The sequence below is a fragment of the Rhodococcus sp. NFXS4 genome (assembly GCF_058139645.1).
Window position 1 is genome coordinate 2016187 of record NZ_CP192221.1, and the last position, 23541, is coordinate 2039727.

The window sequence follows — 23541 nt, forward strand, 5'->3', positions numbered from 1 at the left end:
AACGTCTCGGAGAAGCCCGTGTGACTCGGGCGCGGTCCCGCCACTGTGACGTGGTCCGGCCTCCTTCAGGAGGTCGGACCACGGAGCCAGATCGCCGAGCGTTCGTGTCACTGCTGCGTGAGGAGACCACGCGCAGCTTCGTCTCGACTCCTCGGCGCGGTCACCGAGGTCGAACAGGACCACACGCGTGAATCCCGGATATCCGTTCTCTGCCATCGTCGGTCAGGACCGACTGCTGTTGGCGCTCTCACTCTGTGCCGTTCACCCCGGCATCGGCGGCGTGCTCGTACGCGGTGAGAAGGGCACGGCGAAATCGACCGCCGTGCGTGCGCTGACGGCGCTGATGCCTCCCGTCACGGACTCGGCGGGCACCCGGCCCGCTCGGCTCGTCGAACTGCCCGTCGGTGCGACCGAGGACCGCGTCGTCGGGTCCATCGACTTCGAGCGCATAGTCCGCGACGGCGAACGCGCCTTCACCCCCGGCTTGCTCGCGTCCGCGGACCGTGGCCTTCTGTACGTCGACGAGGTCAATCTTCTCCACGATCATCTCGTCGATCTGCTGCTCGATGCGGCAGCCATGGGCCGTGTACACGTGGAGCGCGACGGCATCTCGCACTCCTACCCGTCGACCTTCGTGCTCGTCGGCACCATGAACCCCGAGGAGGGGGAGCTGCGCCCGCAGCTGCTCGATCGCTTCGGCCTCGCCGTGGACGTCGCCGCCTCCCGCGATGTCGACACGCGGATGACGGTCGTCCGTCGCCGACTCGACTACGAACGCAACGCCGTCGCGTTCGCCGAGGCGCATGCCGACGCCGACGCGGAGATCGCGGCCCGCATCGCCGGTGCGCGGGACCGTGTCGCCGACGTCGAGCTGCCCGACTCGGAACTGCGTCGTATCGCGGCCGTGTGTGCGGCCTTCGACGTCGACGGGATGCGCGGTGACCTCGTCGTCGCGCGCACCGCGACCGCTCACGCCGCGTGGCGGGGCGGCACCACGGTGACCGAGGACGACGTGCGCGTCGCCGTCGAACTGGCGTTGCCCCATCGGCGTCGGCGCGATCCGTTCGATGCTCCCGGACTCGCGGACGGCGAGCTGGACGACGCGATGTCGCAGGCGGACGAGGACGTGCGACGTTCGGAACCGGAGCCCGATCCCGATCCCGACCCGGACGACGGCGGAGGCGCACCCGATCCCGCTGCCGAGGACGGTGCTCCCGAACAGTCGAGCTCCGACGATGCACCGTCGGCCGACGAACCGCCCCCGCGGCCGTCGACCGGTGGCAGCTCCGGAACCGCCGCGTCCGGGGACGGCTACGATGCCCGGCTCCTGCAGATCGACGGTGTCGGCGACGGCGCACCCGGCCGTCGCTCACGCGCGCGGGTGTCCTCGGGTCGTGTCGTGCGTGCGACCGACTTCACCGGCGGCTCACTCCATCTCGTCGGCACTCTGATGCGTGCCGCGGAGCGCAGGGGAGCGGCCGAGTCCGGCCGGTTGTCCATCGCGGGCGGTGATCTGCGCGGCGTCGATCGCGAAGGGCGCGAAGGCAATCTGATCGTCTTCGTCGTCGACGCCTCCGGCTCGATGGCGGCGCGCGACCGCCTGTCGGCGGTCACTGGTGCCGTCGTGTCGTTGCTGCGCGACGCCTATCGACGCCGCGACCGCGTCGCCGTCGTCTCGGTGCGGGGCAGCGACGCGGAGGTGATCCTCCCGCCGACCCGGTCGGTGGACGTCGCCGTCGCCCGACTCCGCGACGTACGCACCGGTGGCAGAACGCCGCTCGCCTCGGGCTTCCTGACGACACGCGACGTCGTCGCACGTGAGCGGGTCCGGGAGCCGGGGCGTCGTGCCCTCGTCGTCACCCTGACCGACGGCCGAGCCACCGGTGGACCCGATCCGGTGGGACGAGCCCGTCACGCCGCCGCACTGCTGGCCGCGGACAAGGTGGCCTCCGTGGTCGTCGACTGCGAGTCCGGCATGGTTCGCCTCGGACTCGCCCGTGACCTCGCGACCGCCCTGCGCGGCACCTACATCTCACTGCCCGAACTGTCGTCGGCGAGCGTGGCCGGCGTCGTCCGGGCCGCAGCCTGAGGAGATCGTCCATGCCACAGGGAGTTCCGGCACCCGGCACCGTTCCCGACGACGGCCTGACCACCAGGCAGCGTCGCAACCTCCCCATCCTCGCCGTCCACACGGGCCCCGGTAAGGGGAAGTCCACCGCCGCGTTCGGCATGGCGATGCGCGCCTGGAACCAGGGCTTCGACGTCGCGGTCTTCCAGTTCGTCAAGAGCGCGAAGTGGAAGGTCGGCGAGGAGTCGGTGTTCCGCACCCTCGGTGATCTGCACGACGAGACCGGCGTCGGCGGCGCCGTGGAGTGGCACAAGATGGGCTCGGGATGGTCCTGGTCGCGCAAGCGCGGCGACGAGGTCGACCATGCCGAGGACGCACGCGAAGGGTGGGCGGAGATCGCGGCGCGCATCCGCGACGAACGGCACCGCTTCTACGTCCTCGACGAGTTCACCTATCCGCTGCACTGGGGGTGGATCGACGTCGACGACGTGGTGCGCACCCTCACCGACCGGCCCGGCAACCAGCACGTCGTCATCACGGGCCGCAACGCACCCACCGCGCTGCTCGACGCCGCCGATCTGGTCACCGAGATGTCGAAGATCAAGCACCCCATGGACGCGGGTCGCAAGGGTCAGCGCGGCATCGAATGGTGAACGACCTGCCCGCCGTCGTCATCGCGGCCCCCTCGTCCGGCAGCGGAAAGACCACCATCGCCACAGGCATCATGGGCGCACTGCGCGCCGCCGGCCGGCGGGTTGCTCCGTTCAAGGTCGGCCCGGACTACATCGATCCCGGGTACCACGCCGTCGCAGCAGGACGGCCCGGTCGCAACCTCGACGCCGTCATGACGGGCCGCGACACGATGGTGCCCGCGCTGCGCTGGGGTGCGAGCGGTTGCGACATCGCGGTCGTCGAGGGCGTCATGGGTCTCTTCGACGGTCGCATCGACCCCCACGCCACCGAACCCGCTGCGGAGGGGTCCACGGCCGCGGTCGCCGCCGCGATCGGTGCGCCGGTGATCCTGGTGGTGGATTCGCGAGGGCACAGCCAGAGCATCGGCGCGCTGGTCCACGGGTTCTCGACGTACGACCCCTCGGTCCGCGTCGCCGGGGTGATCCTGAACCGGGTCGGCAGTGAGCGACACGAGGCGGTGCTGCGACAGGCCTGCGACCGGGTCGGCATTCCCGTGATCGGGTCGGTGCCTCGCGCCGGCGCGCTCGAGGTGCCGTCGCGTCACCTCGGCCTGGTGACCGCAGCCGAGCACGGCTCCGCCGCGGTCGACGCCGTCGCGGCGATGACCGAGCTGGTGTCGCGCCATGTCGACGTCGACGCTCTCGCTCGCATCGCGGCGACGGCGCAGGTTCCGACGGCGGAGCCGTGGAGTCCGGACGCCGCGGTGGGGGTGCGGATCGAGGGTCCGCGTCCGGTGGTCGCCGTCGCCGGTGGCCCGGCGTTCACGTTCGGCTACGCCGAGCAACCGGAGGTGCTGCGTGCCGCGGGAGCGGACGTGGCGGTGTTCGATCCGCGCCACGACCGGTTGCCCGAGGGTGCCACCGGCCTGGTCGTTCCCGGCGGCTTCCCCGAGCTCCACGCCGCCGAGCTGGCCGCCAACGAGCCACTGCTGCACGACATCCGGGCTCTAGCCGACGCCGGGTGGCCGGTGCACGGTGAGTGTGCGGGCCTCCTGTACCTGGCCACCTCGCTGGACGGGCACCGCATGGCGGCAGTGCTCGACCTCGACGTCGAGTTCGGGTCGCGGCTCACCCTCGGCTATCGAGACGCGGTGGCGCTGACGGGGTCGGTGATGTTCGACGTCGGCCAGCGCATCACCGGCCACGAATTCCACCGCACCCACGTCGTCCGGTCGGGATCGTTCGAACCCGCGTGGGCCTGGCGGCGCGACGGCAGCACCGTGCAGGAGGGATCCGTCGGCGCCGGCGGACGGGTGCACGCGTCGTATCTGCACACCCATCCGCTGGCGACGGCCCGGGGATTCGCTCGGTTCGTGGCGGCCTGCCGGCCGAACTGACCCACAGCGTCTCGGCGCCCGTCTGGTTGCATCTCACAAACTTCTGGTGTCTACTGTCGGTCGGATACATACCGAAAGATTGTTTGCACCCGGTTTCCTGGGGAGTGCATCCGGCGAGAGGGTCCTTCACATGGTCAGCAGAATGTTCGGTAGCGCACGCGTCTCGTGGGCGAGTGTCGGATCCGTCGTCGTCGCAGCGGCGGCGCTGGCCGTGGCGTCACCGGCCGCAGCCGGTGCCACCGAGATCAAAGGGTGCGTGATCACCTCGCCGGCAGACGGCACGGTCTGCACCGGTATGGACCTGAGCGGCGCGGATCTCGCGGGCTTGAATCTGTCGGGAGCCGACTTCTCGGGCTCGAACCTCAGTGGAGCGGACCTGTCCGGCGTGGTCGGATTCGGCGGCCGCTTCACCGGCGCGAATCTGCGGGGTGCGAATCTCGCGGGCTCGTCCTTCGGCCGCGCGGACTTCCATCACGCGTCGCTGGCGAACGCCGACCTGACGAATGCAGCACTGTCGGACACGATGCTCGATCAGGCAGATCTGACGCGGACGGGCTTGAGCGGCACGGATTTCACCGTGTCCTACCTGCGAGACGCTGATCTGTCGCATGCTCGGTTCGCGGGCACGAAGTTCTTCGGCGCCCAGGTGTGCGGCGCCAACATCTTCGGTACCGACCCGTCGGCTGCGAGCAACCTCGACACGTCCTGCACGGTGTCCGAGGGTCCGGCAACCCCCCTTCCCGTTCCGGCACCTGTGCCCGGTGGGCTCTTCGGTAGTTGATCGACGTCGTCCACCGATCACGCCGCGAGCAGTCCCTCCAGGTAGTCCAGGAGCCGTGACACCTCCCGCGGGGCGCCGAGGACGACTACCTTGAGCCGGTCGCGTTGCGCGTCGTAGGCGGTGTTGACGCGCAACGGTTCACTGTCGGGTCGCGCGTCCCCGGTGGCTCTGGCGAGCAGTGCGGTCAGCCGATCCGCGGTCTCGCGGTCGACGGTGTCGATGTCGACGATCGAGGTGACCTCGACGCGATGCTCGGTGCGCAGTGTGGAGGCGGCCTGCCCGGTGAACGTCTCGAGGTCCTCGCCGGAGATGCGGTACTGCTTGCCGATGCGGACGGCGGGAAGGCGACCGGACCGCACGTAGCCGCGGACGGTGCGCACGTGCAGCCCCAGCATGTCGGCGACATCGTCGACCGAATACATCCGCACAGTCATCCAAACAACGTAAACATCCCCTGTCGCACACGTCAATTGGGACATCTACGTGCCCCGTGGCGGCTTTTCCCGGACATGTCGTCGGGAGACTTTTCCGACAGGTTGCCGGTGAACGGCGCGGAAATCGGGCATTGGTGGCAATCTGGATCGAATGACCGACATCGACCAGAGACTGATCCTGGGGCCGTTCGTCCGCTACGTCAGTACCGATCGCGCGACCTTCTGGGTGGAGACGTCGCACTCCTGCACCGTCACGGTCACCACGTCCTCGGGCGCCTCGGTGGACGAGCGCACGTGGGGTCTCCACGGGCACCACTACGCCCTCGTCGCCGTCGAGGATCTGCCGCAGAACTCCCTCGTCGACTACACCGTCGCGATCGACGGCGAGCAGGTGTGGCCCACTCCCGACCGCCGGGCCGTCGTGCACACGATGTGCGACGACGAGCCCGTCACCGTCGCTTTCGGATCCTGTCGGCGGGGTGACACCTACAGCGACGAGGCGCTGACGCGCATCGGTGCCGACGCGCTGGTCGGGCTCGCCGACCGCGTCGCGAGCGAAGAGCCCGACACCTGGCCGGATCTCCTGGTCTTCCTCGGCGATCAGGTCTACGCGGACGATCCGTCGCCCGAGATCGTCGAGCGCCTGCACGCCCGGCGCGAGGCCGGCGAACGTGCTGCCGGCGCCCGCTCGGAGGAGGTCGAGGACGAGATCTGCGACTTCGAGGAGTACACCTGGCTCTACCAGGAGTCGTGGGGCGACGACCGCGTCCGCCAACTGATGGCCACGGTCCCGACGTGCATGATCCTCGACGACCACGATCTGCGGGACGACTGGAACTCCTCCGCGGACTGGCGCGCGGAGGTGACACAGGCGTCCTGGTGGGAGGACCGCGTGATCGGCGCCTTCTCCTCGTACTGGGTCTACCAACACCTGGGCAACCTGTCCCCGCGCGAACTCGAGGACGACGCGATGTACGCGGCCGTGCGATCCGCCGCGAGCGACTCCGAGCGTGAGACGCTGCTCGCCGAGTTCGCCCTGAAGGCGGACGCGGAACCGTCCTCGGCGCGCTGGAGCTATCACCGCGACATCGGCAACACGCGTCTGGTGATGATCGACAGCCGATGTTCGCGTGACCTGTCGCCCGAGCGCAGGGCCATGGTCGACGACGTCGAGTGGGCATGGGTGCGCGAGCACACGCTGAAGTCGGGCAAGGAGCACGTGCTCCTGGGTTCCTCGCTGCCCTTCCTCATGCTTCCGGGGCTGCACGCGGTGGAGCAGTGGAACGAAGCGGTGGCGCAGGGCGCGTGGGGGAAGCGGTTCGGTCGGATCGGGGAGAAGCTGCGTATCGCGCTCGATCTCGAGCACTGGGCCGCGTTCGGAAAGTCGTTCGGCGACATGGTGGATCTGGTCGACGAGGTGGTCGTGGGGCCGGACGCGCCGAAGTCGGTCGTGTGGTTGTCGGGTGACGTGCACTGCTCCTACGTCGCGAAGGCGGAGACCCGCGTGTCGACGTCGACGTCTCTGTACCAGCTGACGATGTCGCCGTTCCGTAATCCACTGAACCTGCCGATCCGGGCGGTCAACCGCCTGGCGATCCGTCGCCCGGTGGCGAGGATGCTCGCGCGCCTGGCGCGCGGAGCCAAGGCGGAACCCGTGCACGCGGAGTGGAGCACGGAGGCGGGTCCCTGGTTCGACAACGGGGTGATGTCGTTGACCACGGACTCGCAAGCGCTGCGTCTCGAGGTGAACCACGCTGCGGTGGTGAACGGGCGTCAGACGCTCAGCACCACGGCTCGCTACGACCTCACGCCGTCCGGGGTGCGGCAGCGCTGATCGTGCCCGTGCCACGACAGGTAGGGTCTTCCGACGTGGACGCGACCGATTCTCCCTACCTCGCAGGGCTCGATCTGGCCGGTCGTCGCGTGGTCGTCGTCGGTGGGGGCAGTGTCGCGCAGCGGCGGCTCCCGCTGCTGGTGTCGTGCGGCGCGAAGGTCGTCGTCATCACCCGCGAGGCCACCCCGGCCGTCGAGGGCATGGCGAGCTTCGGTCAGATCGAGCTGGAGCTGCGCGACTATCGCGACGGCGATCTGCACGAGGCCTGGTACGCCATCGCCTGCACCGACGAGGCCGAGACCAACGCGGCCATCGTCGCGGAAGCGGCGCGCTCCCGGATCTTCTGCGTGCGCGCGGACGTGGCGAGAGACGGCACGGCGGTCACGCCTGCCAGCGCGGAGTACGACGGTCTGACCGTCGGCGTGCTCGCCAGCGGAGAGCATCGCCGGTCCGCCGCCGTGCGCAACGCCGTGCTGGACGGGCTGCAGTCCGGGGCCATCGCGGACGCACCGGAGAAGTCGATCGCGGGGGTCGCACTCGTGGGCGGTGGACCGGGAGACCCGGACCTCATCACCGTGCGGGGACGCCGCCTGCTGGCGCGTGCCGACGTGGTGGTGGCCGACCGTCTCGCGCCGCCCGAGCTGTTGGCCGAACTGGGACCGCACGTCGAGGTGATCGACGCGTCGAAGATCCCGTACGGCCGGTTCATGGCACAGGAGGCCATCAACGACGCGTTGATCACGCATGCCCGCGCCGGCCGGTTCGTGGTCCGACTCAAGGGCGGCGATCCCTACGTCTTCGGTCGCGGATACGAGGAACTCGAGGCGTGCACCGCAGCGGGCATTCCCGTCACCGTCGTTCCCGGCATCACCAGCGCCATCTCGGTGCCGTCCGCCGCCGGTATCCCGGTCACCCATCGTGGCGTCACGCACGAGTTCGTCGTCGTCAGCGGTCATCTGCGCCCGGATCACCCGGACTCCCTGATCGACTGGCCGTCCCTGGGCCGGCTGCGCGGCACGATCGTGCTGCTCATGGCGGTCGAGCGCATCGGAGCCTTCGCGGACGTGCTCGTCGAGAACGGGCGCCCCGCGGACACGCCGGTCGTGGTGGTCCAGGAGGGCACGACGCGGTCGCAGCGGGTGGTGCGGGCAGATCTGACCACCGTCGCCGAGCGGGTGCGTGCGGAGAACGTGCGCCCCCCGGCCATCATCGTCATCGGACCGGTGGCGGGATTCGACGCCGCGGCCGTGATCGGCGCAGCCTCGTGACCCGGCCGATGACCTATCCCGTGACCGAGCGGGCCTTCGGACTCGCGATCATCGCGCTCAGCGGCATGCAGTTGATGGCCGTGCTCGACGGCACCGTGGTGAACCTCGCGCTCGCTCCGCTGCAGGCCGAACTCGGCCTCAGCGATGCCGGTCGCAACTGGGTGGTCTCGTCGTACGTCCTGGCCTTCGGCGGGCTCATGCTCCTCGGCGGGCGCATGGGCGACGCCTTCGGACGCAAGCGCATGTTCCTCGTCGGAGTCGCGCTGTTCACGGTGGCGTCCGCGGCCTGCGGACTCGCGCAGAACGAGGCGATGCTGGTGCTGGCCCGCGTGATCCAAGGCGCCGGCGCCGCGGTCGCGTCGCCCACGGCGTTCGCACTGGTGGCCACCACGTTCGCGCCGGGGCCCGTCCGCAATCAGGCCATCGCCATCTACGCGGCCATGACCGGTGTCGGCTCCTTCTCCGGTCTCATCATCGGCGGCGCGCTCACCGAGGTCTCGTGGCGGTGGATCTTCCTCATCAACGTGCCGATCGGTCTCGCGATCCTGGCCCTGGGATGGCGCGCGCTCACCGAGACGGCCGGCGAACGGGCACCCCTCGACGTGCCGGGGGCGATCCTCGCGACGCTCGGATCCACCGGTGTCGTGTTCGGCATCGTCGAGGGTCCGGAACGAGGCTGGACGGACGTCGTCACCCTCACCGCGATCGTCGTCGGTCTGTTCCTGCTGCTCGCGTTCCTCACCGTCGAGCGGCGCGCCAGGAACCCACTGCTGCCCTTCGAACTCTTCCGCGACCGGGACCGCGTCGCCACCTTCGTCGCCATCTTCTTCTCCGGCGGCGCCCTGTTCGCGATGACCGTGATCGTCGCGGTGTTCGTCCAGGACGTGTTGGACTACAGCCCGCTGCGCGCCGGCATCTCGTTCATCCCGTTCGGTGGCGGCATGGCGCTCGCCGCCGTCGCGTCGTCGTGGCTGGCGCCGCGGGTCGCACCACGCTGGATCATCGCGACCGGCGCGGTCCTCACCGTCGGGTACCTGATCTTCGCGTCGACCATCACGGTGGAGTCGACGTACTGGAAGAACCTGTTCCTCCCCATCGGCGGCATCGGTTTCGGCGTCGGACTGGCGGTCATCGCCCTCCCGCTCTGCGCGATCGCCAACGTCGACCAGAAGAACATCGGGCCACTCACCGCCATCTCGCTCGTCGCGCAGAACCTGGGTGGCCCACTCGGCCTCGCTGTGGTCAGCGCGATGGCGGCGTCGAAGACGCTCTCACTGGGCGGTCGGACGGGCTCGGCCGTCGACATGACCCGGCCGGAGATCGTCGCGTTGGGAGAGGGCTACACGTTCGCTCTTCTCGGCTGCGCCGTTCTCGCCGCGGTCGCCGCCGTCTCGGCGTTGTTCATCCGCTACAGCGCGGCCGACGTCGCCCAGGCCAAGGCAGCCCAGGACGCGGTTCACCGCTGACGGTCGGCGGGCAGGTCCGCCTCGTTCGCCGCCGCGCGCCCGGACTCCCATCCCGCGAGGTCCAGCCGGGGTCCACGGACCGACCGGGTGGCCGGGAACAGTCGCTCGACCTCTGCCTCGACGGCCACCGTCTGCGTCGCCAGCATCGGCAGCAGATCGCCGGACCGTCGACTCGCCTCCTCGAGGGCCAGCGCGTCCGACTCGGCGAGGCGTTCACCCAGCCGCACGGCGTAGGCCCACAGGAACGCGGTGTCGAACCCGGATGCCGCCTTCTTCCGCCGAGCCGGTCGGGGAGCGCGAGCCAGAGCGCGCGCCGCCTGCACCGAGAGGGAGGTGAAGAGCATCTCGGTCTGCTCCACGTCGACGGGTGCACCCACCACCGTCGCGAGGGCGTGATCGGTGTCCCAGACCACCCGGGTGCGGTTGACCGTCGCCACCACGTGCAGCAATTGGGCACGCGCATCCGCGTGCGGATTGTCGACGTGCACACGCCTGCTCACGACGTCGGTCCGGCCCTCGGCGAGCACGAGGGTGTCGACGGAGTACTTCGTCATCAGTTCCTGCGCCTTCGCGGTGAACGCATCGGCCTCCTCCTCGAACTCGGTCGAGTCCGCCTTGGCGAGAAGCCCCCTGATGCGCCCGAGCATGCCGGACCCGACGACGGTGTCGGGCGGCAGCAGGTGTGCGGTCCGGGCCGACGGCCACTGCGACGGCAGCGCGCCGATCCGGGTGAGTCGGGGCAGGCTCTGCCACCGCCCGAGCAGCGTGAGCACGGCGATCCACTGGTCACTGACGGCGATGTAGTCGGACGCACCGCCGAGGCGCAGACGCGCGGCGAGCAGACTCGGAGACGCGTCGACGGGCGACTCGACGTCCGGGCGCAGCGCCCGGATCGCCTCGACCTGGCGCACCCAGCTCTCGGGTGCGCGCGAGGTGGCGTCGGAGAGTTCGGCCTCGTGCAGGAGGGCCGCCGCGGCGAGTCCGGTGACCTCGGCGGTGCAGTGGCGGCGGACGACGTGCAGCAGGTCGAGCGGTTGCCACCCCTCCTCGTACAGCGCCGTGATCGTGGACAGGAGCGTGACGGACCCCTGAGCGAGGGGATCCGCGTCGGTGCAGGCGACCAACTGGTCCGCGACGTCGTCCACCACGCGTTGCGAGGCGGTGCGACCGACGGCGGCATCGGCGCCGCGCTGCAGCAGTTCCGGGACCGGGTTCATTCGGTCAGCACGATCACCTCGGTCGGCGATGCGACCTCGGCTCGGAGTCCTGCACGGACGGCGACCGCGGCGACGGCCCGTGCGCTCGTGGGTTCCGCGCGGGTGACGGTCAGCGCCCGTGCCAGCAGTCCCTTGTGATGCTTGTTGAAATGGCTGACGACGGTGCGGGATCCGTCGGGTTGCTCGGTGAGCACGGTGGCGGTGACCGCGCCGGGTATGGGGCCCAGGTCGCGGTAGATTCCCGAGCGCAGATCGACGACGAGACCGTCGGCCGCGGCGGTGACCGCCGCGGGCAGCACCGGCTTCCACAGGGCGCGGAGCGTGGGGAGCCCGGGCAGTGCGGACCCGCCCGAGAGCCGGTACGCCGGAACCGGATCGTCCGCTCGCACCGCACCGAAGAGGGCGGACCCGATCGCGAGGCGCTGCCGAGCCTTGGCCTTCTGCGCCCGGGTGAACGATGCCGCGTCCAACGCGTCGAACAACACTCCGGTGTAGCGCTCGAGAGCCGGTCTCGTCGCCGAGACCGTCAGGGCCGCATTGCGCTCGATCTCGTCGTCCTGCTTCGGCGAGAGTCCCAGGGCCGTGCGGGAGGCCGCGGGATCGTCGGCGAGCGACACGAGAGCGTTCACCAGCGTCGATCGGACGTCGGTGAGCTGCGGAAGCCACAGCCGGTCGAGATCGAGCGGATCACCGCGGCCGCCCGCGGACTTGGTTTCGGACGGTGGCAGAAGAACGAGCACGGCAGGAACGGTACCGACACACCCACGGACTAGGCTGTGCGCCTGTGATCACCCGTCTGTCCCACCTGTTCCTGCGCACGCTCCGCGACGATCCCGCCGATGCCGAGGTACCGAGCCACAAGCTCCTGGTGCGCGCCGGCTACGTCCGCCGCATCGCTCCCGGTGTGTACTCGTGGCTGCCGCTCGGGCTCCGGGTGCTGCGCCGCGTCGAGCAGGTGGTGCGCGAGGAGATGAACGCGATCGGTGGCCAGGAGATCTCGCTGCCGGCGCTGCTGCCGCGCGAACCGTACGAGGTGACCAACCGCTGGACCGAGTACGGCGACGGGCTGTTCCGGCTCAAGGATCGCAAGGGCGTCGACATGCTGCTCGGGCCGACGCACGAGGAGCTCTTCGCGCTGACGGTCAAGGGGGAGTACAGCTCCTACAAGGACCTGCCGGTCACGCTGTACCAGATCCAGACCAAGTACCGCGACGAGGAGCGTCCGCGGGCCGGCATTCTGCGCGGCCGTGAGTTCGTCATGAAGGACTCGTACTCGTTCGATCTGGACGAGGCGGGTCTGAAGACCTCCTACGAGGCCCACCGCGAGGCGTACCAGCGAATCTTCGAGCGCCTCGGTGTCAGCTATGTCATCGTCGCGGCCACGTCCGGTGCGATGGGCGGGAGCGCGTCCGAGGAATTCCTCGCGGAATCGGTCGTCGGCGAGGACACCTACGTGCGGTGTGTCGAGTCCGGGTACGCCGCGAACGTCGAGGCCGTCACGACGCCGGCTCCGCCGTCGATCCCCCTCGAGGGCCTGCCGCAACCGACGGTGCACGAGACCGGCGACACCCCGACCATCGCGACGCTCGTCGACTGGGCGAACGGTGCGGATCTCGGCCGCACGGTCACCGCGGCGGACACGCTCAAGAACGTGCTGCTCAAGACACGCATCCCCGGCGGTGAGTGGGAACTGCTCGCCATTGGCGTTCCCGGTGATCGTGACGTGGACGAGAAGCGCCTCGAGGCCTCCCTCGCCCCTGCCGAGTTCGTCATGCTGGGCGACGCGGACTTCGCCGCCAATCCGTTCCTCGTCAAGGGGTACATCGGACCGAAGGCCTTGCAGGACAACGACGTGCGTTACCTCGTCGACCCTCGCGTCGTCGACGGTACGGCGTGGATCACCGGCGCGAACGAGAAGGGCAAGCACGTCGTCGATCTGGTCGCGGGCCGCGATTTCGTCGCGGACGGCACCATCGAGGCCGCCGAGGTGCGCGACGGTGATCCCTCTCCGGACGGCCGCGGCGCACTGGTGTCCGCTCGCGGCATCGAGATCGGCCACATCTTCCAGCTCGGTACCAAGTACACCGACGCCTTCGCGGTCGACGTCCTCGGCGAGAACGGCAAGCCCACCCGCCTGCTCCAGGGCTCGTACGGCGTCGGCGTGTCCCGCCTGGTGGCTGTCATCGCCGAGCAGATGCACGACGACAAGGGTCTGCGGTGGCCCGCGTCCGTCGCACCCGCCGACGTGCACATCGTCATCGCCAACAAGGACGTGGGCGCGCGCGAGGGTGCCGAGGCGCTCGCCGTCGAACTCGACGCGCACGGACTCGAGGTCGTCCTGGACGACCGTCCCAAGGTGTCTCCCGGTGTGAAGTTCAAGGACTCCGAGCTGATCGGTGTGCCGCTCGTCGTCGTCCTCGGTCGCGGCTGGGCGGACGGCACCGTCGAGCTGAAGGATCGCTTCACCGGTGAGGCTCGCGACGTTCCGGCCGAGTCGGCGGGCCGGGAGGTCCTGCGCGCGGTCGGGCGACCCGTGTGAGCACCTCGTCGTCGAGCGAGTCTCTCCCTGCCGTCCTGACCCGGCTCGTCGACGCTCGCCGAGTCCTGCTGATCGCGCCGACACACGGGCGCTCGGCCGCTCTCGCGGCCGACGCGGTCGGCGAGCGCGGATCCGTCGTGGTGCTCGCCGCGGACGAGAGTGTCGCGGCCGTCCGGGCCGACGCGGAGGCGGCACGAGGCCGGGTGGAGATCGTCGCCGGCGATCCCGCCGGATCGTTGCCGCAGCTCCGCACGGACGACGACACGACCTTCGGTGTGGTGTCCGCCGACGTCTCGAGGGCCGGTGCGGCCGAGGCCGTGCAGTACCTCGAGTGGGCGCTGGTGCTCGGTCGACCCGGGACCGCCGTGGTGGTCACCGGTGACGCCGACGGGGCGACGTGGACGGCGGTGCAGGACATGGTCGACGGTCACCCACGGCTCGCCGCGGCGTCGTGGACCGCGGGCACCGCGGTGATCGTCGCCGCCGTGACCGATCAGCCCTGAGTCGAGGTCCCGACCGGCGGAGGAGTCAGGTCGCCGGAGTGCCGGGAAAGGCCACCGTCGACGGGAAGATGCCGAGGATCGCCTTCCACGCCGAGGCACGCCGAGCGGAGTCCGTGAGGGCCACGATGCCGATGTCGCGGGTGTGCCCGGACTGGGCCCGTTCGACGACCGACCGCCAGGCGACTGCGGCGTCGTCCTCGACCTGCGCCGCGAGCCGTGCCGCCGCCACCGCGTCGGTCACCGGGAACGGCACCGTGTACCCGGCCGCGGGCTCCGGTGCGGTGACGCTGGCCGCGGTCAGGGCGTCGATCGTGCCGTCGCGCCGCGCTCGGTGGTCGGCGGCGTACTGCGCGACCATCGGATCGCGGGTGGGGTTCGAGAACGCCGCGATGACGCCGTACGCGAAGACGGCGGCGAACTCCACGTTCAGCGCGTCCACGAGGGCCTGCTGCTCCGGGCCGAGATCACTCATCCGGCCACCGCCGCGGACGCCAGCGTGCACGCGGCACTGATCGACCCGAGCAGGCCCGCTCGGTAACCGGACAGCGCACGCGCGTCGTCGGCTGCGCTGCGGCCCGCGTCCGACAGCGCCGTGGACAAGTCGATGAGAGCCGGAGCCGACACCGGCTCGGCAGTGCCGGTCGCCGCAGTGGCGGTCCCGGACACCGTGGGCGGGGGAGTGAGACGTGCGATCTCGGTGTCGAGTGCGTCGGCGTGGGCGGTCCGCTGATCGGCGATCACGGTGAGAGTGTCGACCGCCGCCGGGTTCTGCGCGATCGCCGCCGCCGCGGCGGCCGCGTCGCGGCGGGCCCGGGCGGCATGAGCCGCGAGCGGATCGGGCTGCGCCGCCTCGTCGTCCTGCGTACCGTCCGAGCACGCGACCGTCGAGGCGAGGATCGTCGTGCCTGCGACCACTGCCGCCGCACCGCGCAACATCGTGCGCCGCGAGAGCGTCGGGAGACTGCGGCCGTGCAGGAAGACCGGTCGGTGCGGAACTGTCGGTGGCACCCGGTCATCGTGCCAGACACGGACACCGTCCCCGCGCCGGACACGAGCACTCTCGGCGCGACGACGCAGCGTGTCGGGAGACGCGCCCCGGTCGCGGTATCGTGGTCCCTTCCCAGTTCGCCGGTGGCGAGCTGTACAACTTCAGCGAGGAGTGGTCGAGCGATGCCGGTTCCATCCAGGGAGAGGGTCGTCGCACTCCTCTCCGCACACGTGGCGGGCCCGGGGTTCACCGACGGCGATCTCGATCTCGAGGACGTCACCGTGTCGAAGGCCGGTGCCCACAGCGTCGTCAAGGTGATCGTCGATCGGGATTCCGGATTCGAGCTCGACGCGCTCGCTCGGCTGAGCCACGAGATCTCCGACATCCTGGACGCGGCAACCGAATTCGGGGACACCGCGTACAACCTCGAGGTGACCACGCCCGGTGTCGACCGACCCCTGACCGAGCCTCGCCACTGGCGTCGTGCTCGCGGCCGGATGGTCACCGTCGTGCTCGGGGACGAGACGATCGACGCCCGCGTCGGGGAGCTCAGGACCTGGGAGGGCGGTACGACCGAACTGGATCTCGTTCTCCGCTCGCGCACCGGTCCGACGCTGCGCACCGTGCCGCTCGACGCGGTCACGTCGGCCACCGTGCAGGTGGAGTTCAAGAAGCCCAATCCTGCGGAGCTCGAGATGGCGGGCGGCGTCACGCCCGGACGCTTCGATCCGCTGAACCCGCCGGAGGAGCCCGTCTCCGGTGACGAAGACGACGACACAGACGACGAAAGCCGATAACGACGTGAACATCGACATGACTGCCCTCCGCGCGATCGAGGCGGAGAAGGGCATCACCATCGACGCGGTGATCGAGACGCTGCAGAGTGCGCTGCTCACCGCGTACAAGCACACGGCCGGTCACCGGTCCGACGCCTACATCGACGTGAATCGCAAGAGTGGCGAGGTCCGCGTCATGGCACGCGAGACCGACGAGAACGGGAACTTCGTCTCCGAGTGGGACGACACCCCCGAAGGGTTCGGTCGCATCGCCGCGACCACCGCGCGTCAGGTCATCCTGCAGCGACTCCGAGACGCCGAGAACGAGAAGTCGTTCGGTGAGTACTCGACGCACGAGGGCGAGATCGTCGGCGGTGTCATCCAGGCCGACGCACGGCTGAACGCACGCGGCACGGTCGTGGTGCGGATCGGCAGCGACTCCGAGGGCGTGGACGCGACCATCCCGCCGGCGGAGCAGGTGCCCGGTGAGACGTACGAGCACGGCGACCGGATCAAGTGCTACGTCGTGGGCGTCACCCGCGGCACTCGCGGCCCGCAGGTCACCCTGTCCCGGACGCACCCCAACCTGGTCCGCAAGGTGTTCGCGCTCGAGGTGCCGGAGATCGCGGACGAGTCCGTGGAGATCGTGTCGGTGGCCCGCGAGGCGGGACACCGGTCGAAGATCGCCGTGCGGACGTCGGTGTCCGGCCTCAACGCCAAGGGCGCGTGCATCGGTCCGATGGGCCAGCGTGTCCGCAACGTCATGAGCGAGCTGGCCGGCGAGAAGATCGACATCATCGACTACGACGACGATCCCGCCGTGTTCGTCGGGAATGCGTTGTCACCGTCGAAGGTTGTCTCTGTCACGGTCGTCGACGCGGCTGCCCGCGCCGCTCGTGTGGTGGTGCCCGACTACCAGTTGTCGCTCGCGATCGGCAAGGAAGGTCAGAACGCGCGGCTCGCCGCGCGCCTGACCGGGTGGCGTATCGACATCCGGAGCGACGCCGCGCCGACCGAGGACGATCACTGAGTCGGCGCGCGCGAGCGGGCGACGTTCCGAACCGGACCGAATCCGCGTTAGACTGTGACACGGCTCGACACGCGTTGTCCGACGACACCGCGTCCGCACCAGCTGGACCGGTGCGTACGTGCGTAGGATGCAGACAGCGCGAGTCGCCTTCCGCCTTGGTGCGGATCGTCGCCGGCGTCTCCGACACCGGCACGGTCGGTGCCGTGGTCGATCATCGCCGCAGACTGCCCGGCCGGGGTGCATGGTTGCATCCCGACGCGACTTGTCTGCAGCAGGCGGAGCGACGTCGAGCCTTCGGGCGTGCCTTGCGCGTGACCGGTCCGCTGGACCTGTCCGCGCTTGCCCGAGAGTTCGCACCGTGACGGTGTGGACCACACCCGATCGACCGGCCGAACGGTCGCGGCACCTCGCCGCGCCACGAGGAGAACAGGTACACGAATTCATGAGCACACCGTGAAGCACCGACGATGAACATCGTTTCGAGATAACCCGAGGTCGTGCGGGCGCCTGCCATAGGAGCCGCGCTCGACCTCTCAGTGAGGAGAGCAGTGGCAGGCAAGGCCCGCGTGCACGAGTTGGCTAAAGAACTCGGTGTCACCAGCAAGGATCTACTCGCTCGGCTGAAAGAGCAGGGCGAGTTCGTGAAGTCGGCGTCGTCGACCGTGGAAGCACCGGTCGCGCGACGTCTCCGTGAGTCTTACCCGTCCGCGTCCGGCGACGCGGCACCGTCGACCGGCGCCCGTCCGTCCGGAAACGGCGCAGGCCCGAAGCCGGGCGGCCCCCGCCCCGGTCCGAAGCCGGCTCCGGCGGCCCCCGAGGCACCGGCCGCAGCAGCACCCGAGGCGCCCGCCGCGCAGGCTCCGGCCCCGTCGGCTCCCGCCGCCCCGGCACCCGCTGCCCCGGCTCCGACACCCGCAGCACCTGCCGCTCCCGCGGCACCGGCTGCTCCGGCGGCACCCGCCCCCGAGGCACCGGCAGCGTCGGCGCCCACAGCGCCCGCTGCTCCCGGCCCCAAGCCGGGACCGAAGGCACCGCGCGTCGGCAACAATCCCTACTCGTCCGCACCCGTCGAGCGCCCCGCGCCGCGTCCCGCTCCGGGACAGGCCGGTCCTCGACCCGGCGCCCCGCGTCCGGCTCCGGGCCAGGGTGGACCTCGTCCGGCCGGCGGCGCACCCGCTCAGGGTGGAGCAGGTCGTCCCCCCGCAGGTCAGGGTGGACCTCGCCCCGGCGGACCCCGTCCCAATCCCGGATCGATGCCTCCTCGCCCGAACCCGGGTGCCATGCCGAGCCGCTCGGCTCGTCCGGCTCCCGCAGCCGGCGGTCGTCCGGGTCGTCCCGGCGGCGCACCGGGCGGTCGTCCCGGCGGTGCCGGTGGCGGCGGCGGTTACCGCGGTGGCGGCGGCGGTGCACCCGGCGCTCCCGGTGCCGGCGCACCTGCCGGTGGCGGCTTCCGTGGTCGTCCCGGTGGCGGTGGCCGTCCCGGCCAGCGCGGTGCCGCGGCAGGCGCGTTCGGTCGTCCCGGCGGCGCGGTCCGTCGTGGCCGCAAGTCGAAGCGGGCGAAGCGCGCCGAGTACGAATCCATGCAGGCTCCCGCAGTCGGTGGCGTGCGGTTGCCCCGTGGCAACGGTGAGACGATCCGTCTCGCTCGCGGCGCATCGCTGTCCGACTTCGCGGACAAGATCGACGCGAACCCGGCTGCACTCGTGCAGGCGCTGTTCAACCTCGGCGAGATGGTGACGGCGACTCAGTCGGTCAACGACGAGACGCTGGAACTGCTCGGCGGCGAGATGAACTACGTCGTCCAGGTCGTGAGCCCGGAGGACGAGGACCGCGAACTGCTGAACTCGTTCGACCTCACCTACGGCGAGGACGAGGGCGGCGAGGACGAGCTCGAGCAGCGTCCCCCCGTGGTCACCGTCATGGGTCACGTCGACCACGGCAAGACGCGACTGCTGGACTCGATCCGTAACGCCACCGTGCGTGAGGGCGAGGCCGGTGGCATCACGCAGCACATCGGTGCCTACCAGGTCCTCACCGAGCTCGAGGGCAACGAGCGTCTGGTCACCTTCATCGACACCCCCGGGCACGAGGCCTTCACGGCCATGCGTGCCCGTGGTGCCAAGGCCACCGACCTCGCGATCCTCGTGGTCGCGGCCGACGACGGCGTCATGCCGCAGACGGTGGAGGCGATCAACCACGCCCAGGCAGCAGACGTGCCGATCGTGGTCGCGGTCAACAAGATCGACAAGGAAGGCGCGAACCCGGACAAGATCCGGCAGCAGCTGACCGAGTACGGCCTCATCGCCGAGGAGTACGGCGGCGACACGATGTTCGTCGACATCTCGGCCAAGCAGGGCACCAACATCGATGCCCTTCTCGAGGCAGTGCTGTTGACGGCCGACGCGGCGCTCGATCTGCGCGCCAACCCGGACATGGACGCACAGGGTGTCGCCATCGAGGCACATCTCGACCGTGGTCGCGGACCGGTGGCCACCGTGCTCATCGCTCGCGGAACCCTACGTGTCGGTGACTCGATCGTCGCCGGCGATGCCTACGGTCGCGTCCGTCGCATGGTCGACGAGCACGGCGAGGACGTCATCGAGGCGCTCCCGTCGCGTCCCGTCCAGGTCATCGGCTTCACGTCGGTGCCGGGTGCCGGTGACAACCTGCTCGTCGTCGACGAGGACCGGATCGCCCGTCAGATCGCGGACCGCCGCAACGCTCGCAAGCGCAACGCGCTGGCAGCGAAGTCGCGCAAGCGGATCAGCCTCGACGATCTCGATGCCGCACTGAAGGAGACGTCGCAGCTCAACCTGATCCTGAAGGGCGACAACTCCGGCACCGTGGAGGCCTTGGAGGAGGCGCTCGTCGGTATCGCGATCGACGACGAGGTCGAACTGCGCGTCATCGACCGCGGCGTGGGTGGTGTCACCGAGACCAACGTCAACCTGGCGTCGGCGTCCAACGCGATCATCATCGGCTTCAACGTCCGTGCCGAGGGCAAGGCGACGGAGCTGGCGAACCGCGAGGGCGTGGACATCCGGTACTACTCGGTGATCTACCAGGCGATCGACGAGATCGAGAAGGCCCTCAAGGGTCTGCTCAAGCCGGTCTACGAAGAGGTCACGCTGGGCCAGGCCGAGATCCGCGCGCTGTTCCGTTCCTCGAAGGTCGGAAACATCGCCGGTTGCCTCGTCACCTCGGGTCTGGTGCGCCGCAACGCGAAGGCTCGACTGCTGCGTGACAACAACGTGGTCGCCGAGCTCGTCACCATCTCGTCGCTCCGGCGCGAGAAGGAGGACGCCACCGAGGTCCGCGAGGGCTACGAGTGTGGTCTGACGGTGACGTACTCCGACATCAAGGTCGGAGACGTCGTGGAGGCGTACGAGCTTCGGGAGAAGCCGCGCGACTGATCGACGAGAACGTACAGGTGTGGCCCGCGGCATGTCCGCGGGCCACACCCGTTCGTCGAAGACGGTGTCCGACCCTGCTATCGATGAGGTGCTCGTGTTTCTCGGTGCTCTCGAACTCGACATCCTGCTCGGCGACGTACATTCGCTGAAGGAGAAACGTTCGGTGATCAAGCCCGTCGTCGCTGCCCTGCAGCGCTTCGGTGTGTCGGCCGCCGAGACCGGGGAACAGGAGCGTTACCGTCGTTCGATGGTGGGTGTCGCCATCGCCACCGGGGACGTCGCCCACCTGCACGAGGTACTCGACTCGTGCGAGCGACACGTGGCCGAGAGGCCGGAACTACAACTACTCGCAGTTCGGCGCCGAGTGTTCGGGCCAGAGGACTGATGGACGAAGGAGACGCATCGTGGTGGACCAAGCCCGCGCTCGTAAACTGGCCAAGCGCATCGGTGCGATCGTCGCGACGGCCATCGATCACGAGATCAAGGATCCGCGGCTGTCGTTCGTGACGGTCACCGACACCAAGGTGACCCCGGACCTGCACGACGCCACCGTCTACTACACCGTGCGCGGCGAGACGCTCGACGCCGAGCCCGATTTCCAGGCTGCCGCTCTGGGTCTGGAGAAGGCCAAGGGCGCTCTGCGCACCAAGGTCGGTGCCGGTACCGGCGTGCGCTTCACCCCGACGCTGACCTTCCGTGCGGACACGGTGCCCGACACCGCGCGCCACATGGAGGAACTGCTCGAGCGTGCCCGCCAGATCGACGACAAGGTGGCTCAGGCCGCTGCGGGGGCGCAGCCCGCCGGTGATCCGGATCCGTACAAGGTGCCTCGAAGCGACACCGACGAGCTCTGAGACCCCGGTGACCGACACGCTGCGCGCAGACATGCAGAAAGCCGTCCGTCTTCTCGAGGACGCCCGGACGGTGACTCTGCTGTGCCACGTGCAACCCGACGCCGACACCATCGGCAGTGCGCTCGCCCTGGCCGTCGCGCTCTCGCGACGCGGCGCGCGGCCGACCGTGTCCTTCGCGGCGCCCGCCTCGTTGCCCGAGTCGATGATCGGTCTGCCGGGAGCGGAGTTCCTGGTGCCGCCCGCCGAGGTCCCGACGGACGCGGACCTGGTGGTCACCGTGGACGCCGGCAGTCGAGGCAGGCTCGGGTCACTGGGTGACCGGTTGGACGGCGCCGTGTCCCTGGTCGTCGACCATCACCGGTCCAACACCTTCTACGGCACGCATCACGTGATCGATGCGAGTGCGGAGTCCACCACAGCGGTGGTCGCCGTGCTGTTCGACGAGTGGGGCGTCGAGATCGACCGGGACCTCGCGCACTGCCTGTTCGCCGGCCTCGTGACCGACACCGGATCGTTCCGCTGGGTCCGGCCGGGCTCCCACCTGCTGGCCGAGCGACTTCTCGCGACCGGGATCGACGGCGCCGCCATCTCGCGCCGCCTGCTCGACACCCACCCCTTCGCCTGGCTGCCGATGCTGGGCGCCGTCCTCGGCTCGGCGCGCCTGGTGCCGGACGCGGCCGGCTCGCGAGGGCTCGTCTACGCGATCGTGCGGCTCGAGGACTCTCGCGGACTGCGTCCCGAGGAGATCGAGAGCGTCGTGGACATCGTGCGCACCACCGCGGAGGCCGAGGTGGCCGCCGTGTTCAAGCAGAACGAGGCGGGCTGGGCCGTGTCGTTGCGCGCGAAGAGCAGTGTCGACGTCTCCGTCGTGGCGTCCGCGCTGGGAGGGGGCGGCCACAAGTTCTCCGCCGGCTACACCGCGACGGGCCCGATCGAGGACGACGTCGACGCCCTGGTCGCCGCGCTCGGGTGACCGATCGCTCCGCCGTGGACGGGCGGGTGTCCGCTCGCACCCTGTTCGGCCTCGCGTTCCCTGCACTCGGCGTCCTGGTGGCCGAGCCGCTGTACCTGCTCTTCGACTCCGCGGTGGTGGGTCGACTCGGTGCGCTCCCACTCGCGGGTCTGGCCGTCGGTGGCCTCGTTCTCGCCCAGGTGAGTACGCAGCTGACGTTCCTCTCGTACGGGACGACCGCGCGCGCGGCACGGCTGCACGGTGCGGGCCGGGACGACGACGCCCGCAACGAGGGCGTCCAGGCCACGTGGCTCGCAGTGGTGCTGGGCCTCCTGCTGATCCTGGTGGTCCAGCTCTTCGCGAATCCGATCCTGTCGGTGCTGGGCGGTGGGGGAGACATCACCGCCGAGGCCACCACGTGGCTCCGGGTCGGCGTGCTCGGCACCCCGTTGATCCTCGTCACGCTCGCCGGGAACGGGTGGATGCGCGGCGTGCAGGACACCGTGCGGCCGTTGCGGTACGTGGTGGCGGGGCTCGCACTGTCGGCCGTGCTGTGTCCCGTCCTCGTGCACGGTCTGATCGGCGTTCCGGCCCTCGGCCTCGTCGGATCCGCCGTGGCCAACGTCATCGGCCAGGCCGTCGCCGCGACGCTGTTCGTCTCCGCCCTGATGCGCGGGCCGCGGACCTGCTCGCTCCGGCCGGATCTCGCGATCATCCGCCGCCAGCTCGTCCTCGGCCGGGACCTCGTGCTCCGCTCGTTCGCCTTCCAGGCCTGCTTCCTGTCCGCGGTGACCGTGGCGTCCCGCTTCGGTGCCGGTGCGGTCGGGGCCCATCAGGTGGTTCTGCAGTTGTGGAATCTCGTCGCGTTGATGCTGGACTCGTTGGCCATCGCCGCACAGTCCCTGGTCGGCGCCGCGTTGGGAGCGGGCCGTGGCCGCGCCGCGTCGATGCTCGCCTCGCGGGTGACCGCGTGGTCCGTCGGTTTCGCCGTGGTGCTCGCAGGACTGTTCGCCGCCACCCACGCCGTGATCCCGCCGCTCTTCACGTCCGACTCGTCGACCCTGACGAGCATCGACGGCATCTGGTGGTTGTTCGTCGCGCTGATCCCCGTCGCCGGCGTCGTGTTCGCCCTCGACGGTGTGCTGCTCGGGGCCGGGGATGCCGTCTTCCTGCGGAACGCGACTCTCGCGAGCGCCGTCGTCGGATTCCTACCGCTGATCTGGCTCGCGGCGATCCTCGACTGGGGGTTGCCGGGAATCTGGGTGGGCCTGATGGTGTTCGTCAGCCTGAGAGCGGTCTCCGTGGTCTGGCGGACCGCGTCGGGCGCCTGGATCAGAACGGGGACCGATACCGTCGGGAGCCGAACATCAACCGCAGAAGGGTCGTGAG

22 protein-coding genes are annotated in these 23541 nt (G+C 70.1%); 17 read left to right on the plus strand and 5 right to left on the minus strand.

The genetic code is table 11. The features are described 5' to 3' along the window. Window positions 1-187 precede the first annotated feature (187 nt). From J4E04_RS09465 to J4E04_RS09480, 4 genes are all read left to right on the plus strand, one after another. On the plus strand, window positions 188-2089 hold the full coding sequence (locus tag J4E04_RS09465) for a VWA domain-containing protein (protein ID WP_490150399.1): 1902 nt from the start codon (window positions 188-190) through the stop codon (window positions 2087-2089). 11 nt (window positions 2090-2100) lie between these two features. Then, window positions 2101-2721, plus strand: coding sequence for a cob(I)yrinic acid a,c-diamide adenosyltransferase (gene cobO, locus J4E04_RS09470; protein WP_027505063.1), 621 nt, complete (start codon window positions 2101-2103; stop codon window positions 2719-2721). After that, window positions 2715-4097, plus strand: coding sequence for a cobyrinic acid a,c-diamide synthase CobB (locus J4E04_RS09475; RefSeq protein ID WP_490150400.1), 1383 nt, complete (start codon window positions 2715-2717; stop codon window positions 4095-4097). Before cobO ends, J4E04_RS09475 begins: the two co-directional genes overlap by 7 nt. A gap of 130 nt (window positions 4098-4227) precedes the next feature. Then, window positions 4228-4878, plus strand: coding sequence for a pentapeptide repeat-containing protein (locus tag J4E04_RS09480; RefSeq protein ID WP_222649197.1), 651 nt, complete (start codon window positions 4228-4230; stop codon window positions 4876-4878). 17 nt (window positions 4879-4895) lie between these two features. Here J4E04_RS09480 and J4E04_RS09485 read toward each other — a convergent pair whose 3' ends face one another. Next, window positions 4896-5312: a helix-turn-helix domain-containing protein gene (locus J4E04_RS09485; protein ID WP_027505065.1), complete on the minus strand. Its 417-nt coding sequence runs from the start codon at window positions 5310-5312 to the stop codon at window positions 4896-4898. 151 nt (window positions 5313-5463) lie between these two features. Between J4E04_RS09485 and J4E04_RS09490 the strand changes: the two genes are divergently transcribed. Genes J4E04_RS09490 through J4E04_RS09500 form a run of 3 tightly spaced genes read left to right on the plus strand, consistent with a single transcriptional unit; the run spans window position 5464 to window position 9880 of the window. Next, on the plus strand, window positions 5464-7146 hold the full coding sequence (locus tag J4E04_RS09490) for an alkaline phosphatase D family protein (RefSeq protein ID WP_027505066.1): 1683 nt from the start codon (window positions 5464-5466) through the stop codon (window positions 7144-7146). Window positions 7147-7181: 35 nt separating this feature from the next. Then, the gene (gene cobA, locus J4E04_RS09495) at window positions 7182-8414 is read left to right on the plus strand and encodes a uroporphyrinogen-III C-methyltransferase (protein WP_490150401.1); all 1233 of its coding nucleotides are present in this window, start codon (window positions 7182-7184) and stop codon (window positions 8412-8414) included. An 8-nt stretch (window positions 8415-8422) separates the two neighbouring features. Then, window positions 8423-9880: an MFS transporter gene (locus J4E04_RS09500; RefSeq protein WP_222630838.1), complete on the plus strand. Its 1458-nt coding sequence runs from the start codon at window positions 8423-8425 to the stop codon at window positions 9878-9880. Here J4E04_RS09500 and J4E04_RS09505 read toward each other — a convergent pair. After that, on the minus strand, window positions 9871-11097 hold the full coding sequence (locus J4E04_RS09505) for a DUF2786 domain-containing protein (RefSeq protein ID WP_490150402.1): 1227 nt from the start codon (window positions 11095-11097) through the stop codon (window positions 9871-9873). The two genes, J4E04_RS09500 and J4E04_RS09505, sit on opposite strands and share 10 nt — an antisense overlap. Beyond that, complete coding sequence (yaaA, locus tag J4E04_RS09510) at window positions 11094-11837, minus strand: peroxide stress protein YaaA (protein WP_056445002.1); 744 nt, start codon at window positions 11835-11837, stop codon at window positions 11094-11096. Before yaaA ends, J4E04_RS09505 begins: the two co-directional genes overlap by 4 nt. A 44-nt stretch (window positions 11838-11881) precedes the next feature. Here yaaA and J4E04_RS09515 point away from each other — a divergent pair, with 44 nt between their 5' ends. Both J4E04_RS09515 and J4E04_RS09520 read left to right on the plus strand, forming a co-directional pair. Beyond that, on the plus strand, window positions 11882-13636 hold the full coding sequence (locus J4E04_RS09515) for a proline--tRNA ligase (protein ID WP_490150403.1): 1755 nt from the start codon (window positions 11882-11884) through the stop codon (window positions 13634-13636). Next, the gene (locus J4E04_RS09520; RefSeq protein WP_222645328.1) at window positions 13633-14139 is read left to right on the plus strand and encodes a hypothetical protein; all 507 of its coding nucleotides are present in this window, start codon (window positions 13633-13635) and stop codon (window positions 14137-14139) included. Before J4E04_RS09515 ends, J4E04_RS09520 begins: the two co-directional genes overlap by 4 nt. 25 nt (window positions 14140-14164) lie before the next feature. Here J4E04_RS09520 and J4E04_RS09525 read toward each other — a convergent pair whose 3' ends face one another. Both J4E04_RS09525 and J4E04_RS09530 read right to left on the minus strand, forming a co-directional pair. Further along, window positions 14165-14611, minus strand: a complete 447-nt coding sequence (locus J4E04_RS09525; RefSeq protein WP_027505072.1) for a ferritin-like domain-containing protein — start codon at window positions 14609-14611, stop codon at window positions 14165-14167. After that, a complete protein-coding gene (locus tag J4E04_RS09530; protein ID WP_308119192.1) occupies window positions 14608-15147 on the minus strand; it encodes a hypothetical protein in 540 nt (179 codons plus the stop codon). The genes J4E04_RS09525 and J4E04_RS09530 overlap by 4 nt, the downstream gene beginning before the upstream one ends. A gap of 162 nt (window positions 15148-15309) precedes the next feature. Between J4E04_RS09530 and rimP the strand changes: the two genes are divergently transcribed. From rimP to J4E04_RS09570, 8 genes are all read left to right on the plus strand, one after another. Beyond that, window positions 15310-15924 carry a ribosome maturation factor RimP gene (rimP, locus tag J4E04_RS09535; RefSeq protein WP_490150404.1) on the plus strand — a complete coding sequence of 205 codons (615 nt, stop codon included), beginning with the start codon at window positions 15310-15312 and terminating at the stop codon, window positions 15922-15924. Window positions 15925-15928: 4 nt separating this feature from the next. Then, a complete protein-coding gene (gene nusA / locus J4E04_RS09540; protein ID WP_222630852.1) occupies window positions 15929-16933 on the plus strand; it encodes a transcription termination factor NusA in 1005 nt (334 codons plus the stop codon). 158 nt (window positions 16934-17091) lie between these two features. After that, window positions 17092-17295: a YlxR family protein gene (locus tag J4E04_RS09545; protein ID WP_373425284.1), complete on the plus strand. Its 204-nt coding sequence runs from the start codon at window positions 17092-17094 to the stop codon at window positions 17293-17295. A gap of 186 nt (window positions 17296-17481) precedes the next feature. Then, window positions 17482-20346, plus strand: coding sequence for a translation initiation factor IF-2 (gene infB, locus J4E04_RS09550; RefSeq protein ID WP_027505077.1), 2865 nt, complete (start codon window positions 17482-17484; stop codon window positions 20344-20346). A 94-nt stretch (window positions 20347-20440) separates the two neighbouring features. Next, window positions 20441-20731 carry a DUF503 domain-containing protein gene (locus tag J4E04_RS09555; protein WP_027505078.1) on the plus strand — a complete coding sequence of 97 codons (291 nt, stop codon included), beginning with the start codon at window positions 20441-20443 and terminating at the stop codon, window positions 20729-20731. Between the two features lie 19 nt (window positions 20732-20750). Further along, complete coding sequence (gene rbfA, locus J4E04_RS09560; protein ID WP_027505079.1) at window positions 20751-21200, plus strand: 30S ribosome-binding factor RbfA; 450 nt, start codon at window positions 20751-20753, stop codon at window positions 21198-21200. 31 nt (window positions 21201-21231) lie between these two features. Further along, window positions 21232-22173: a DHH family phosphoesterase gene (locus J4E04_RS09565; RefSeq protein ID WP_051613254.1), complete on the plus strand. Its 942-nt coding sequence runs from the start codon at window positions 21232-21234 to the stop codon at window positions 22171-22173. Beyond that, window positions 22170-23540, plus strand: a complete 1371-nt coding sequence (locus tag J4E04_RS09570) for an MATE family efflux transporter (protein ID WP_328809699.1) — start codon at window positions 22170-22172, stop codon at window positions 23538-23540. Before J4E04_RS09565 ends, J4E04_RS09570 begins: the two co-directional genes overlap by 4 nt. The last annotated feature ends 1 nt before the right edge of the window (window position 23541 follow it).